Source organism: Actinoplanes siamensis (assembly GCF_016862395.1).
GTDB lineage: Bacteria > Actinomycetota > Actinomycetes > Mycobacteriales > Micromonosporaceae > Actinoplanes > Actinoplanes siamensis.
Map to the genome: position 1 here is coordinate 37,442 of NZ_BOMW01000059.1, position 14,131 is coordinate 51,572.

14 protein-coding genes and 1 riboswitch are annotated in these 14,131 nt (G+C 71.8%); of the genes, 4 read left to right on the forward strand and 10 right to left on the reverse strand.

All coding sequences use genetic code 11. From position 1 onward, the window contains the following. Positions 1-546: 546 nt before the first annotated feature. Entirely contained in the window at positions 547-1,977 is a 1,431-nt protein-coding gene (gene argH, locus Asi03nite_RS28230; protein ID WP_203683510.1) for an argininosuccinate lyase, read from the reverse strand. Between the two features lie 83 nt (positions 1,978-2,060). Here argH and dapE point away from each other — a divergent pair, with 83 nt between their 5' ends. The 3 genes from dapE (at position 2,061) to bluB (ending at position 4,547) form a co-directional block, all read left to right on the forward strand. After that, entirely contained in the window at positions 2,061-3,119 is a 1,059-nt protein-coding gene (gene dapE, locus Asi03nite_RS28235; RefSeq protein WP_203683511.1) for a succinyl-diaminopimelate desuccinylase, read from the forward strand. Between the two features lie 73 nt (positions 3,120-3,192). Further along, positions 3,193-3,624 carry a hypothetical protein gene (locus tag Asi03nite_RS28240; RefSeq protein ID WP_203683512.1) on the forward strand — a complete coding sequence of 144 codons (432 nt, stop codon included), beginning with the start codon at positions 3,193-3,195 and terminating at the stop codon, positions 3,622-3,624. 42 nt (positions 3,625-3,666) lie between these two features. Beyond that, positions 3,667-3,872, forward strand: a riboswitch (cobalamin riboswitch). Between the two features lie 36 nt (positions 3,873-3,908). Next, positions 3,909-4,547 carry a 5,6-dimethylbenzimidazole synthase gene (gene bluB / locus Asi03nite_RS28245; protein WP_203683513.1) on the forward strand — a complete coding sequence of 213 codons (639 nt, stop codon included), beginning with the start codon at positions 3,909-3,911 and terminating at the stop codon, positions 4,545-4,547. 56 nt (positions 4,548-4,603) lie between these two features. Here bluB and argG read toward each other — a convergent pair whose 3' ends face one another. The 9 genes from argG to Asi03nite_RS28290 form a co-directional block, all read right to left on the reverse strand. Then, on the reverse strand, positions 4,604-5,842 hold the full coding sequence (argG, locus tag Asi03nite_RS28250; RefSeq protein WP_203683514.1) for an argininosuccinate synthase: 1,239 nt from the start codon (positions 5,840-5,842) through the stop codon (positions 4,604-4,606). Further along, positions 5,839-6,735, reverse strand: a complete 897-nt coding sequence (locus Asi03nite_RS28255) for a hypothetical protein (RefSeq protein ID WP_203683515.1) — start codon at positions 6,733-6,735, stop codon at positions 5,839-5,841. The genes argG and Asi03nite_RS28255 overlap by 4 nt, the downstream gene beginning before the upstream one ends. Next, on the reverse strand, positions 6,732-7,241 hold the full coding sequence (locus Asi03nite_RS28260) for an arginine repressor (protein WP_203683516.1): 510 nt from the start codon (positions 7,239-7,241) through the stop codon (positions 6,732-6,734). The genes Asi03nite_RS28255 and Asi03nite_RS28260 overlap by 4 nt, the downstream gene beginning before the upstream one ends. Continuing rightward, positions 7,238-8,170: an ornithine carbamoyltransferase gene (gene argF, locus Asi03nite_RS28265; RefSeq protein ID WP_203683517.1), complete on the reverse strand. Its 933-nt coding sequence runs from the start codon at positions 8,168-8,170 to the stop codon at positions 7,238-7,240. The genes Asi03nite_RS28260 and argF overlap by 4 nt, the downstream gene beginning before the upstream one ends. Then, entirely contained in the window at positions 8,167-9,321 is a 1,155-nt protein-coding gene (locus Asi03nite_RS28270) for an acetylornithine transaminase (protein ID WP_203683518.1), read from the reverse strand. The genes argF and Asi03nite_RS28270 overlap by 4 nt, the downstream gene beginning before the upstream one ends. Continuing rightward, on the reverse strand, positions 9,318-10,184 hold the full coding sequence (argB, locus tag Asi03nite_RS28275; RefSeq protein ID WP_203683519.1) for an acetylglutamate kinase: 867 nt from the start codon (positions 10,182-10,184) through the stop codon (positions 9,318-9,320). The genes Asi03nite_RS28270 and argB overlap by 4 nt, the downstream gene beginning before the upstream one ends. Continuing rightward, complete coding sequence (argJ, locus tag Asi03nite_RS28280) at positions 10,181-11,350, reverse strand: bifunctional glutamate N-acetyltransferase/amino-acid acetyltransferase ArgJ (RefSeq protein ID WP_203683520.1); 1,170 nt, start codon at positions 11,348-11,350, stop codon at positions 10,181-10,183. Before argJ ends, argB begins: the two co-directional genes overlap by 4 nt. After that, a complete protein-coding gene (gene argC / locus Asi03nite_RS28285) occupies positions 11,347-12,348 on the reverse strand; it encodes an N-acetyl-gamma-glutamyl-phosphate reductase (RefSeq protein ID WP_203683521.1) in 1,002 nt (333 codons plus the stop codon). The genes argJ and argC overlap by 4 nt, the downstream gene beginning before the upstream one ends. Before the next feature lie 263 nt (positions 12,349-12,611). After that, positions 12,612-13,601: a hypothetical protein gene (locus Asi03nite_RS28290; RefSeq protein WP_203683522.1), complete on the reverse strand. Its 990-nt coding sequence runs from the start codon at positions 13,599-13,601 to the stop codon at positions 12,612-12,614. A gap of 273 nt (positions 13,602-13,874) precedes the next feature. On the opposite strand from Asi03nite_RS28290, the gene Asi03nite_RS28295 reads away from it, so the two are divergent. Continuing rightward, the gene (locus tag Asi03nite_RS28295) at positions 13,875-14,102 is read left to right on the forward strand and encodes a hypothetical protein (RefSeq protein ID WP_203683523.1); all 228 of its coding nucleotides are present in this window, start codon (positions 13,875-13,877) and stop codon (positions 14,100-14,102) included. The last annotated feature ends 29 nt before the right edge of the window (positions 14,103-14,131 follow it).

The window sequence follows — 14,131 nt, forward strand, 5'->3', positions numbered from 1 at the left end:
GCCGGTCTCGGGTGGCGACGTGCGGGCTTGCGAGGGTGGGACGACGTTTCCGGTCAAGGGCCGCAAGGATGTGCGGCTCGCTTGCAGCGGCTCGCCGGGGGGGGTGGCGGATCCGGCAAGTTTTTCGGCGCTTTTCTCAAACGGTTCGGTAAGGAAGCGAGAGCTCGGGCGAGGTCGGTGAGCAGCTCTGCCGAGCGGTGTCGCACACGCCGGGCGGCGCGGTTCGTGCTCCGGCCGACCGGATTTCGGTCGAGCCGGGTGGGAGCTTTCGGCCCGGCGTGGTCGTGGTTTGTTTTTTGTCGAGTAAGTGCGGTTCCTCTTCGCGGGTGGTCCGGGTGGGGCCCGATGAACCTTTCACGCCGCCTGGACTGCCGGGATCGCTATCCTGTGGTCAAGGAGCTCAAAGGCGGTCTTCGGGCATTCTGCGGGGTGGTGCTTCGGGCGTGCAGAATTGGGGTTTCTGGTTTTCTGATCTTTGGCGCAGGGCGAGAAGCGGGGTCCCGGTTCTGGGACCGGACCCCCGCTTTTCCGGGCTTGACGGACAGGTCAGCGGGGGACTGCCTTTTCCACCGCCCACTGGCGCCAGGTGTCGAGTTTGTGCTGAACCGTCGCCAGTTGGTCGCGGACCGGCCCCGGGCCGGTGGAGCCGGGCGTGGTGCGGGCCGCCAGGGCCGAGGAGACCGAGAGGACCTCGCGGACCGACGGGTCGAGGTGGTCGCTGACCGTTTTCAGGTCGTCGTCGGTGAGATCCTCCAGCTCGCACTCGCGGGCGGAGCAGAGGGCGACCAGCTTGCCGGTGATCTCGTGGGCGTCGCGGAACGGGACGCCGCGGCGGACCAGCCAGTCGGCCACCTCGGTGGCCAGGGAGAAGCCGACCGGGGCGGCCGCGGCGAGGCGGTCGACACGGACCGTCATCGTCGAGATCATGCCGGCCAGGGCGGGGAGCAGCAGTTCCAGCGTGTCGACCGCGTCGAAGGCGGGCTCCTTGTCCTCCTGCATGTCGCGGTCGTAGGTGAGCGGGAGGCCCTTGAGCATGGTGAGCACGGCGACCAGGCCGCCGATGAGGCGGCCGCTCTTACCCCGGGCCAGCTCGGCGATGTCCGCGTTCTTCTTCTGCGGCATGATCGAGGAGCCGGTGGCGAACGCGTCGTCGAGGACCACCCAGCCGAACTCGGTGGAGGTCCAGAGGACCACCTCCTCGCCGAGGCGGGACAGGTGGACGCCGATCAGGCCGGTCACGAAGAGGAACTCGGCGACGAAGTCGCGGTCGGCGACGGCGTCCATCGAGTTCGGCGCGGGGGCGGAGAAGCCCAGTTCCTTGGCGACCGCGGCCGGGTCGAGCGGCAGCGAGGAGCCGGCCAGCGCGCCGGAGCCGAGCGGGCTGATCGCGGTGCGGGCGTCCCAGTCGCGCAGGCGCTCCAGGTCACGCAGCAGCGGCTGGACGTGGGCGAGCAGCCAGTGACCGAAACTGACCGGCTGCGCGTGCTGCACGTGGGTCATGCCGGGCGCCGGGGTGTCGATGTTGCGGGCGGCCTGCTCGGTCAGCGCGTCGGCCAGCTCGATCAGCGCGACGGCCACGCCACGGGCGTGGTCGCGCAGGTAGAGTCGCAGGTCGGTGGCGACCTGGTCGTTGCGGGACCGGCCGGCGCGCAGCTTGCCGCCGAGCGCGCCGAGGCGCTCCAGCAGGCCGCGCTCCAGAGCGGTGTGCACGTCCTCGTCCTCGACAGTGGGACGGAACTCGCCGGTGGCGCAGGCCGACTCCAGGTCGTCCAGCGCGGCCAGCATCCGGCCCAACTCGTCCGCGTCGAGCAGCCCCGCGTTCGCCAGCACGCGGGCGTGCGCGCGGGAGGCGAGCAAGTCATACGGCGCCAACCGCCAGTCGAACTGGACGCTGACGCTCAGCCGGGCCAGGGCCTCCGCCGGGCCACCGGCGAATCGCGCACCCCAGAGCCTGGTCGGCTCGTCACTCTCCGGCACACCTACTCCTAGCTTCGTTCGAAGGACCTCTACTGGACCTTAGCGCCTGCATAATAATACCCTGCATCTGATAAAGTTACAGCATGGCTCTTCTCGATCTCTCCGGCGACGTGGTCGCCCTCACCCGCACCATCTGCGACATCCCCTCGGTCAGCGGCGACGAGAAGCAGCTCGCCGACGCCGTGGAGACGGCGCTGCGGGCGTACCCCCATCTGGAGGTGCTGCGCGACGGTGACGCGGTGGTCGCCCGGACGAACGCGGGCCGCGCCACCCGAGTGGTGCTCGCCGGCCACCTGGACACCGTCCCGATCGCCGACAATCTGCCGGTGGTCGAGGAGGGCGACGTCCTGCGCGGCCGCGGCACTGTCGACATGAAGGCCGGCGTGGCCGTCATGCTGCAGCTCGCCGCGCTGCTGGAGGCCCCGCGCCACGACGTCACCTACGTGTTCTACGACCACGAGGAGGTCGCGGCCAGGCTGAACGGCCTCGGACGGCTGGTCCGCAACCATCCGGAGTGGCTGACCGGCGACTTCGCCATCCTGGGCGAGCCCTCCGACGGCACGGTCGAGGGCGGCTGCCAGGGCACCATGCGCGTGCAGATCACCGTCCCGGGCGTCGCGGCGCACTCCGCGCGCTCGTGGCGCGGCAGCAACGCCATCCACAGCGCCGGGGCGGTCCTCGACATCCTGCGCGCCTACCAGCCGCGGCAGCCGGTCGTCGACGGCCTGCAGTACCGGGAGGGGCTGAACGCCGTGAAGATCGAGGGCGGCATCGCCGGCAACGTCATCCCGGACCGGTGCGCTGTCTACGTGAACTACCGCTTCGCACCGGACCGCGACGTGGAAGCGGCCGAGGCGCACCTGCGGGAGGTCTTCGCCGGCTTCGAGCTCGAGGTCACCGACCGGGCGCCCGGCGCGCGGCCGGGCCTGGACCGCTCGGCCGCGAAGGAGTTCGTGGAGCTGGTCGGCCGCCCGCCGCAGGCGAAGCTGGGCTGGACCGATGTGTCACGGTTCGCGGCGCTGGGGATTCCGGCTGTGAACTACGGGCCCGGGGACCCCCTGCTCGCCCACACGGACGGCGAGTTCGTGCCGGTGCCGGAGATCCGGGCCGCGCTGCGGAACCTGACCACCTGGCTGAGCTGACACCCGCGGGTTCCGGTGCGAACGCGCCGGAACCCGTCCTCTCCCGGTTGCCGCCGGGCGGTAGCTTGACGGGATGACCGCGGAGGACGTCCCGAGCTGGGAGGACCGTGTCGTCGCCGAGTTCGGGGACGGGCATGCGGTGGAGGCGATCGCCGCGCGGTACGGCATCACTGTCGCGCAGGTCTACGTGGTGGTGGAGCGGGAGGTCGGCCGGAGTCCGTACCCGCCGGAAAGTTACCAGGCCGCGCCGCCGCCGTACCGGCCGCAGGGTTACCAGGCCGCGCCGCCGCATCTCGGCCCGCCCGCGTATCAACCGCCGCCCGGCTGTTCGGCCCCGGCTCATCCGGCCCCGGGCTACCCGCCTCCCCAGGCGTTCCCCGATGAGGACGTCATCCTGGGCGAGTACGCCGACGGCCACGACGTCCAGGCGATCGCCTGGCGCCACGGCATCCCCGCCGAGCGGGTCTACGAGATCGTCCGGCGCGTCGTTCAGGACGATTCGTAGTTCGCCGGCCCGGCGGTGACGGCCTTGGGATATGGTGCGGGACGGCACGAACTGTTGCGAGGTGCCCCGCCGGCTGCGGCGGGGAGAATCGGGAAGCCGGTGCGAATCCGGCACGGGCCCGCCGCGGTGACCGGGGAGCTGCCGCCCACACGCGTGCACGCGTAGCCACTGGCCTCGACGGGCTGGGAAGGCGGGCGGCGAGGTGACGATCCGGGAGTCCGAAGACCGGCCTCGCGTCCGATCGCCCCGGCCTGCCCGGGGCAGAGCGCAGCGGGAGCCTGCCCATGACGCACGACCTGTACGAGATCGTCCGACGCCGGCGCGACGTCCGTGCCGAGTTCACCGGCGCGCCCGTGCCGGGCCCGGTGCTGGACCGGATCCTGGCCGCCGCGCACGCCGCCCCCAGCGTCGGCATGTCCCAGCCGTGGGATTTCGTCGTCGTGCGGGACCGGGCGCTGCGTGCGGCGTTCCACGAGCACGTGAGCCAGGAGCGTGAGGTGTACGCCGCGTCCCTGGACCCGGAGGCCGCCGCCCGCTTCGCCCGCATCAAGATCGACGGCATCCTGGAGTCCACGTTGTCGATCGTGGTCACCTACGACCCGGAGCGCGGCGGCCCCGCGGTGCTGGGCCGGCACGCGATCGCCGACACCGGCCTCTACTCGGTCTGCCTGGCCATCCAGAATCTCTGGCTGGCCGCCACCGCCGAGGACCTGGGCGTGGGCTGGGTGTCGTTCTACCGCGAGGAGTTCCTGCGGGAGCTGCTCGGCGTCCCGGCCGGGGTCCGGCCGATCGCCTGGCTGTGCGTGGGCCCGGTCAGCCGCCTGCAGGAGGTGCCCGATCTGGAACGGCACGGATGGCGCGGCCGCCGGCCGCTGCGGCTGGCCCGCCACGAGGACCGGTGGGGTGGCCGGCTGCCCGGATGAGGGCGCCGGCCGCCGGGTCGAAGCGCCGGCCGGGCGAGGGCGCCGGCCGGCCCCTCTCACTCGGCGGGCTGGGCCGCGAGCCGGGCGATGCTGCCCGGCATCGCGTACATGTGGGCGAACGCCCGCGCCTGCTCCCCGGTCCACGCCGACGAGCCGTGGCCGTACACCACGCCCTGCCGGGTGGCCGCGTCCAGCAGGCTGTGCGGGCTCTTGCTGCCCAGCAGCACGATGTTGCCCTTGTGCAGCAGCACCCGGACGGTCCCGGTGACCCGGGTCTGGCTGGAGTCCAGGAACGCCCGGAAGTCGTCCATGATCGGGTCGAAGTACACGGCCTCGTGGAGCAGGTCGCCGTAGGTGTTGCCGAGCGTGGCCTTGGTGGCCTGCTGCCGGTTGGAGAGGACCAGCTTCTCCAGCTCCCGGTGCGCGGCGATGAGGATCAGCATGCCGGGCGCCTCGAAGCCGACCCGCGCCAGGTTGCCGACCATCGTGGAGCCCATGTGGATGCCCCGGCCGACGCCGTGCTCGCCGCCGAGGACGTTCAGGGCCTGCAGGATCGCGAAGTTCGGCGCGTCCGGCCCGACCAACGGGTCGCCGCCCGCGTACCGGGCCGAGACCACCTCGCCCTTCTCGAACGTGAGGTGCAGCTCGACGCCCTCGGCCGGGGCCGCGTCGATGGACCGGGTGTACGTCCAGGCGTCCTCGGGGAGGTAGTCCCAGCTGCCGTACGTCTCCTCGCCGCCGATCGAGGTGCCGATCAGCCCTTCGTTGATCGAGTACTTCTTGACCTTCTCGCTCACCGAGAAGCCCCGGCTGCGCAGGAACTCGGCCTCCTCCTCGCGGACCAGGCGCTCGTCGCGGACCGGGGTGATGATCTCCAGGTGCGGGGCGAGCGCGCGGATCACCGCGTCGTAGCGGACGTGGTCGGCGCCGGCGCCTGTCGAGCCGTGCGCGATCGCGTCCGCGCCGACCTGTAGCGCCACCTCGACGACCTTCTCCGCCTGGATCAGCCGCTCCGCGCCGACGCACGACGGGTAGGCGCCGTTGCGCAGGTAGTTCGCCTTGATCGCGTAGGTGACGACCCGGTCGTACAGCTCGGCGCGCGCGTCGACGACGTGGTGCTCGACGGCGCCCAACTCCTCGGCGCGGGCGGCGACCACCTCGGCCTCACCGCTGTGCAGGCCGCCGGTGTCGACGTTCGCGGTCACCACGTCCCAGCCCTTCTCGCGGAAGTCCACGAGGGCGTACGAGGTGTCCAGCCCACCGGAGAAGGCGAGAACGATCTTGCGCTTGGTCATCGTGGCAGTTCCTTTTCGAGAATCGGCACATACGTCTTACCGTCCCGCCGGACGTGGCCGGGCGGCAGGACATAGAAGTCACAGCGTCCCGCCTCGATGTCCTTCTGCATCGCCTGCTGGCGGCTGTAGTCGAACGGGTCGAGCAGGAACGTCGGCTCGGGCGGCACGGAACCGGCGGGCAGCGTCAGGTCGGACTGGTACACGAACGAGCCGGGCGAGGTGTGGAACGGGACGGTCGCGACCAGCACCCTGAGCGCGCCGAACTCGGTGTGCACCTTGAGGGCGCTGTTGTCGTACTGGGTGACGCCGTCCAGCTTCTGCGCGCGGTACGCGGACAGGGCCAGCGCCTTGGCCGCCTTGCCCAGTCCGACGGCCGGCATCAGCGACCAGAGCGACCAGCCCACCCAGCGGCCGGCCTCGGCCGAGGGCGCCGCGCAGTACCCGCCGACCGGCACCGGACCGCGGTACCCGGTCGCCCGCATGTCCTCCTGCACCTTGCGCAGCAGCTGCTTGACGTCGGTGTCGAAGCGGAACGTGGACCGCTCCACCATCGCCGCGAACTCGTCCTGCGGCAGCCCGGCGATCAGCGCGGCGGCCGGCATCAGGATCAGGTCGACCATCACCCACTGCGGCATCGGGATGCCCCGGTCGCCGAAGGCGATGCCGTTGATCACGTTGAACAGGTTCAGGAATTCCCGGACCGACCACTCCCGCTCGGCGGTGTCGGTGAAGTCGAGCCAGCTCAGCTTGTGCCCGTACGGCGTCTCGTTGAGATGCGGCCGGATCGTCTCGTTGGAGGCGAGGAAGAACTCCACGCCGAGCCCGGCCAGTTTGCCGGTGTGGTCGGCGAAGTCGGGGAAGCGGGTCTCCACCACGGGCGCGAAAGTGGTCATCGGTTCTCCAAACCAGGATCGGAGGCGTCCGATCGGCTCCAGTTGCCGAGTTTCTCGGCGAGGGCGGCGCCGGACCCCGGCCCGTCGTCCCGGGCCACGACGAGGATCGTGTCGTCGCCGGCGATGGTGCCGACCACGTCCGACAGGCCGGACCGGTCGAGCGCGCTGGCCAGGAACTGCGCGGCGCCCGGCGGGGTACGCAGGACCGCGATGTTCCCGCTCGAGTCGACACCGGTGAGCAGTTCCCGGAGCAGCCGGATCAGCCGCGCCGGGCCCTGGCCGGTGGTCTCGCGCAGCGGCCGCTTGCCGTCCTCCGGGATCAGGTAGGCGCCGCTGACCTTGACCGCGTTCAGCTCCTCCAGGTCGCGGGAGAGCGTGGCCTGGGTGACCTGCACGCCGTCGGCGGCGAGCAGGTCGGCCAGCTCGGTCTGCGAGCGCACCGTACGGCTCCGGATCAGTTCGACGATCCGGGCGTGCCGCCCTGCCCTCGTGGTCGGCGCGTTCACTTCTCGTTGACCGCCAGGAGCCAGGCCAGCAGGGCCTTCTGCGCGTGCAGGCGGTTCTCCGCCTGGTCGAAAACCACACTCTGCGGGCCGTCCATCACCTCGTCGGTGATCTCCTCGCCGCGGTGCGCGGGCAGGCAGTGCAGCACGATCGCCTCCGGCGCGGCGAGCGCCAGCAGATCCTTGTTGACCTGGTACGGCCAGAACGGGGTGAGCCGGTCCTTGCCGTCCCCCTCCTGCCCCATCGAGGTCCAGGTGTCGGTGGCGATCACGTGGGCGCCGTCGGCGGCCTCGCGCGGGTCGCGCAGCACCTCGACCGAGCCGCCGGTCCACGCGGCGATCTCGGAGGCGCGGCCCACCACCGCGGGGTCGGGGTCGAACCCGGACGGTCCGGAGACCCGCACGTGCATCCCGGCGGTGGCGCCGGCCAGCAGGTAGGAGTGGGCCATGTTGTTGGCGGCGTCACCCACGTACGCCAGGGTCCGGTTCCTGGTCGTGCCCAGCTTCTCCCGGATGGTCAGCAGGTCGGCCAGCAGCTGGCAGGGGTGGTAACCGTCGGAGAGCGCGTTGATCACCGGGACGTCGACGCCGGAGGCCAGCTCGGCCAGCCGCTCGTCGCCGTGCGTGCGGTAGACCATCGCCGCGACGTAGCGGGACACCACGCGGCCCGCGTCGGCCAGGCTCTCGCCCCGGCCGAAGTGCGTGTTCTGGCTGTCCACGATGATCGGCTGGCCGCCCAGCTCGGCGATGCCGGCCTCGAACGACAGGCGGGTGCGCAGGCTGGCCTTGTCGAAGAAGACGGCGACCGAGCGCGGGCCGGTCAGCGGCGTGAAGCCGAACCGGTTCGCCTTCATCTCGGCGGCCAGGTCGAGGACGTCGGACTGTTCCTGGGGGGTCAGGTCGTCGTCGCGGAGGAAGTGGCGCAGGGTCACCGGATACCGTCCAGAGCAGCGATCAGGGCGTCCGCCTGATCGGAGGAGATGATCAAGGGCGGGGCGAGCCGGATGGTGTCCGGTTGCGCCGCGTTCACCAGGAAACCCGCCTCGCGCAGCCGCGCCGCGATCTGCGCGGCGTTGGGCTGGTTGAGGACGATGCCGAGGAGCAGGCCCGCGCCGCGGACATTCTTGACGTACGGGTGGTTCAGGCCCTCGATCCCCCGCCGCAACTGCTCACCGACCCGCTTGACGTGGTCGAGCAGGCCTTCGCCGGCGATCGTGCGGACCACCGCGAGACCGGCCGCGCAGGCCACCGGGTTACCGGCGAACGTGCTGCCGTGCATGCCGGGCCGCAGCAGGTCGGCGGCCGGGCCGAAGGCGATGCAGGCGCCCAGCGGCAGGCCACCGCCGAGGCCCTTGGCCAGGGTCACGATGTCCGGCTCGACGCCCTCGCTCTGGTGGTGGAACCAGTGGCCGGTGCGCCCGATCCCGGTCTGGATCTCGTCGAGCACCAGCAGCGCGCCGTGGCGGGTGCAGATCTCCCGGGCCGCGGTCAGATAACCGGCCGGCGGGACGACCACGCCGTTCTCACCCTGGATCGGTTCGAGGATGACCATCGCGGTCTCGCCGGTGACTGCCGCTTCGAGGGCGCCGGCGTCGCCGTACGGGATGTGCGAGACCTCGCCCGGAAGCGGCCGGAACGGATCCTGCTTCGCCGGCTGGCCGGTCAGGGCCAGGGCGCCCATCGTGCGGCCGTGGAACGCGCCCTCGGTGGCGACCACGTGGGTGCGCCCGGTGAGCCGGGAGATCTTGAACGCGGCCTCGTTGGCCTCCGCCCCGGAGTTGCAGAACAGCACCCGTCCGGCCCGGCCGGCCAGCGCGAGCAGCAGCTCGGCCAGCGCCACCGAGGGTTCCGAGACGAAGAAGTTGGAGACGTGCCCCAGTTGCCGGATCTGGCTCGTGACCGCGGCGACCACTGCCGGGTGCGCGTGGCCGAGGGCGTTGACCGCGATGCCGCCCAGGAAGTCGACGTACTGCTTGCCGTCCTCCGCGGTGAGCACCGCGCCCTCGCCCTTGACCAGGCCGATCGCCGGCGTCCCGTAGTTGTTCATCATCGACTGCGCCCAGCGCTCGGGCAACGTGCTCATGACGGGACCACCATCGTTCCGAATCCCTCTTCCGTGAAGACTTCGAGGAGCGTCGAGTGGGCGACCCGGCCGTCGACGACGTGGGCGGAGGGGACCCCGCCACGCACCGCGCGCAGGCACGCCTCCATCTTGGGCACCATCCCGGACTCCAGGCCGGGCAACAGCTTCTCCAGCGCGTCGGCGTCGATCTCGCTGGTCAGCGACGAGGTGTCCGGCCAGTTCAGGTACAGGCCCGGGACGTCGGTGAGCACCACCAGCTTGCGGGCGCCGAGCGCGACCGCCAGCGCCGAGGCGGCGGTGTCCGCGTTCACGTTGTGCAGCACGCCCCCGGCGTCCGGCGCGACAGTGGCGATCACCGGGATCCGGCCGGCCGCGATGAGGTCGTCGACCGCCGAGGTGTTCACCTGGGCGACGTCGCCGACCTGGCCGATGTCGACCTCCTCGCCGTCGATCAGGGCGCCCCTGCGGACCGCGGTGAACAGCCCCGCGTCCTCGCCGGACAGGCCCACCGCGTACGGGCCGTGCTGGTTGATCAGGCCGACCAGCTCGCGGCCGACCTGGCCGGTCAGCACCATCCGGACGATCTCCATGGTCTCCGGGGTGGTGACCCGCAGGCCGCCGCGGAACTCGGACCGGATGCCCAGCCTCTGCAGCATCCGGTTGATCTGCGGCCCGCCGCCGTGCACCACGACGGGTTTGATCCCGACATGCCGCAGGAAGACCATGTCGGCAGCGAAGGCGCTCTGCAACGACGGGTCGATCATGGCGTTCCCGCCGTACTTGATCACGATGGTCGCGCCGTGGAAGCGCTCCAGCCACGGCAGCGCCTCGATCAGGATCTCCGCCTTCTCAGCCGCTTTCACGACGAGTACGCCGAGTTCTCGTGGACGTAGGCGTGCGAGAGATCAGTGGTCCAGATCGTCGCGTTCATCTCGCCCTCGCGCAGGTTGATGGTGACCTGCACGTCGCGGCCTCTCAAGTCGACCTTCGACCGGTCCTCGGCGGCGGCGCCGTTGCGGCACACCCACACGCCGTTGATCGCGACGTCGATCCGGTCGGGCTGGAAGGCGGCGGACGTGGTGCCGACCGCGGCGAGGATCCGCCCCCAGTTCGGGTCGTTGCCGAAGAACGCGGTTTTGACCAGGTTGTTCCCGGCCACCGATCGGCCCACCTGGACCGCGTCGGCCTCGCTGGCCGCGCCGGCCACCTCGATCGCGATGTGCTTGGTGGCGCCCTCGGCGTCGGCGATCAGCTGCTGGGCCAGGTCGTGGCAGACCTCGGTGACCGCGGCGGTCAGCTCGGCGAGCGACGGCTGCCGGTCGGAGGCGCCGCTGGCCAGCAGCAGCACTGTGTCGTTCGTCGACATGCAGCCGTCGGCGTCGATCCGGTCGAAGGTGACCCGGGTGGCCGCGCGCAGCGCCGCGTCCAGCGTCTCGTTGTCCGCCGACGCGTCCGTGGTGATCACCACGAGCATGGTGGCCAGAGCCGGGGCGAGCATGCCGGCGCCCTTGGCGATGCCGCCGACGGACCAGCCGTCGCGCTGGGCCACCGCGTTCTTGGCCACCGTGTCGGTCGTCATGATCGCCTCGGCGGCTCGCGGCCCGCCGTCCGCGGCGAGCGCCTTGACCGCCGCGTTCACGCCCGGCAGCAGCTTGTCCATCGGGAGCAGTTCACCGATCAGGCCGGTCGAGCAGACCGCGATGTCACCGGCCCCGATCATCATCTTCTTGGTGCTCCGCAGCACCGTGGCGGTGTGCTCGGCGGTGCTGTGGGTGTCGCGGAAGCCCTGCGAGCCGGTGCAGGCGTTGGCGCCGCCGGAGTTCAGCACGACCGCGCGGATCACGCCGCCCTTGAGCACCTGCTGGCTCCAGAGCACCGGCGCGGCCTTGACCCGGTTGCCGGTGAAGACGCCTGCCGCGGTGTAGTCCGGGCCGTCGTTGACGACGACTGCGACATCGGGATTGCCGCTGGCCTTGAGCCCGGCGGCGACCCCCGAGGCGCGGAAGCCCCTGGGGTGGGTGATGGTCACGGCGCCACTCCGAACACGCTGAGGCCGGCCGTCTCGGGCAGGCCGAACATGATGTTGGCGTTCTGCACCGCCTGGCCGGCGGCGCCCTTGCCGAGGTTGTCGAGCGCGCTGACCACGATGATGCGGCCGGAGTCGACATCCACGGTGGCCTGCAGGTGGCACGAGTTGGAACCGGAGGTGGCGGCGGTGTGCGGCCACACGCCCTCGGCGAGCACGTGCACGAAGGGCTCGTCCACATACGCCGCCTGCAGCGCCTCGCGCGGGTCGCCGCCGTTGCGCCGCTTCGCGGTGACCGTCGCCAGGATGCCGCGCGGCATCGGCGCCAGGACCGGGGTCATCGACAGCGAGGCCGCGCCGGTCGCCTGCTTGATCTCGGCGACGTGCTGGTGGGCGCCCACCTTGTAGGGGGCGAGGTCGCCCATGACCTCGCTGCCCAGCAGGTGCGCCTTGGGGTTGCGCCCGGCGCCCGAGGTGCCGGAGCTGGCCACCACCACGACGTCCTCCGGATCGGCGACGCCCGCGGCGATCAGCGGGGCAAGCGCCAGGATGATCGTGGCCGCATAACAACCCGTGTTCGCCACCCGGTCGGAGCCGGCGATCGCGGCCCGCGCGCCGGGCAGCTCGGGCAGCCCGTAGGTCCAGGTGCCGGCGTGGCCGCCGCCGTAGTAACGGGTCCACTGCTCGGCGCTCTCCAGCCGGAAGTCGGCGCCCAGGTCGACCACCTTGACCCCGGCCGGCAGCCGCGCGGCGAGGGTCCCGGACTGACCGTGCGGCAGCGCGAGAAACACCAGGTCGGCGTCGCTCAGGGTGGCCGCGTCGGTGCTGCCCAGCGTGAGGTCCAGACCGGCGAGCTGGGGGTGCACGGACGTCACGTGCTGACCGGCCTGGCTGTGCGCGGTCGCCGCGATCAGGTCGAACTCGGGGTGCCCGGCCAGCAGGCGCAACAACTCCCCGCCCGCGTAACCACTTGCCCCGGCCACCGCGACCCGGATTCCCATACCCACCTCCGCATGACTATGCAAAGAACCGTATCAACTCACATTCCGCGCGGCAACCGCGGCGTGCCAGGAGTCACCTTCGCGCGCCGAGGCGCTCTCGACCGGAAAAATCCGGATTTACCCGATGTAAGGGCAGTGATCCCAGGCGTCGTCCACCTCCGGCTTTCTCACCTACGCCGCCGGAGCGGTCCCACGGCGCCGCGGAAGTCAACACCGTCGAGCAGCGGAACCGGTTCACCACCGGCCCGCGGAACAGCCCGCACTCAGGCGCGCCCGGCCCAGGCGTTCCAGGCGGCCAGCCAGTCGCGCACCGGGGCGCCCGAGCGGGGCGGCGCCTGACGCGTCCCCTCCCGCTCCCGCCAGGCCTCCTGCGCGGCCCGGCTGGGCACGTCCAGGGCCAGGCCGGTCCCGTACAACAAGGTCTCGTTGATCGCCCGGTCGCGCAGGCCCTCGTCCTCACGGAACCATCCGGCGTCCGACTGCAGGCTGGTCAGATGCGACAGCATGCTGTGCAGGGACGCCTCGGCGGCCTGTTCGCTCTCCCCGGCCAGGTCGGCCTGACGCCGGATCGCCGAGCGCCACAAGCGCGGCCAGGACTTCGGCAGCCGCGGCGCCGGGCCGCCCTCCTCCAGCCATTCCACCTGGCGCAGCGCGGTGCGCAGAACCACCTCGGCGAGACCGCGATGCGGTTCGCCGGTGTACTCCTCGGCGGGCTCCACCGCGGGCTCGGCCTGCGGCCAGCGCCGCGGATCCGCCAGCGGCGCGTCCAGCATCCGCCCGACGGCGGCGTCCGGCAGGGTGCCGAGGCGAGGTTCGCATTCCCGGCGGTACGACACCACGCACACCTCCCACCCGTCGAGGGCGACCCGGGCCACGCGCCAGTCGGCGCCCCCGCGCGCCACCTCGGCGGTCAGCTCCCGCCCGTCGATGGTCACCGCCGCCTCGAAGTCGCTCCAGCCGACGTCGGCGAACCGGACCCCGGCCACCCGCAGGTGATCCTTGAGCACGTCCCGCGGTTCCGGCGACAACCGGACGGCCCCACCCCACCGGGCGGTCTGCACGCTCAGCCACGACCGGGCGTCCCCGTAGCGCACCGTCACCGAGGTCAGCACGTCGCCGGAGGTCTCCCAGCCGCTGAACTCACCGTCGGTGTCCAGCAGCCCGATCACCGGCAGCCGCCCCTCGGCCAGCCCCCGCCGCAACTCGGCACGCGGATCCCGCCACCCCGGCCACCGCGGCGCATCGAACCTCATCACCACATCCCACCACGCCTCCACCCCGGCCCCAACCCCTGGCGCACCCCGGCCGTCCCCGGAAATCCCCGACGACCCGAAGGCGCTCCCACCCGCGGCCGAACCCCGCCGGCTGGCGACCAGGGGCCCTCACGGGGCCCGAGACACCCTCCGGCGCGGCCGAAAGCCCGCGGCTGGAAGTCGGGGGTGGCTCGCCGGGCGGAGGGTGGCCGCGAGGTGTCCCACGGGTGGATGGGGGACATCAGCGGGCGCGGACGGGGTAAGCCCACAGGCATGACCGACGAGACGATTGTCGCTGTGCGCCAGGCCTCCTTCGCGTATGCCGAGGCGGTGCGTACGACCCAGCGCTTCTTCGACCGCATCGAGGACCCGACGGATCCGGCCGTGCTCGCGGAGTACGCGGCTCTGGCCGAGCAGGAGAAGGAGGCGAACGACACGCGCCTCGACGCCATCGCGGCCGCCGGCTTCGGCGTGCCCAGCATCGACCAGACCGCTTCCTGACCCACGCTCAGGAACCCGTCGACGCCGAG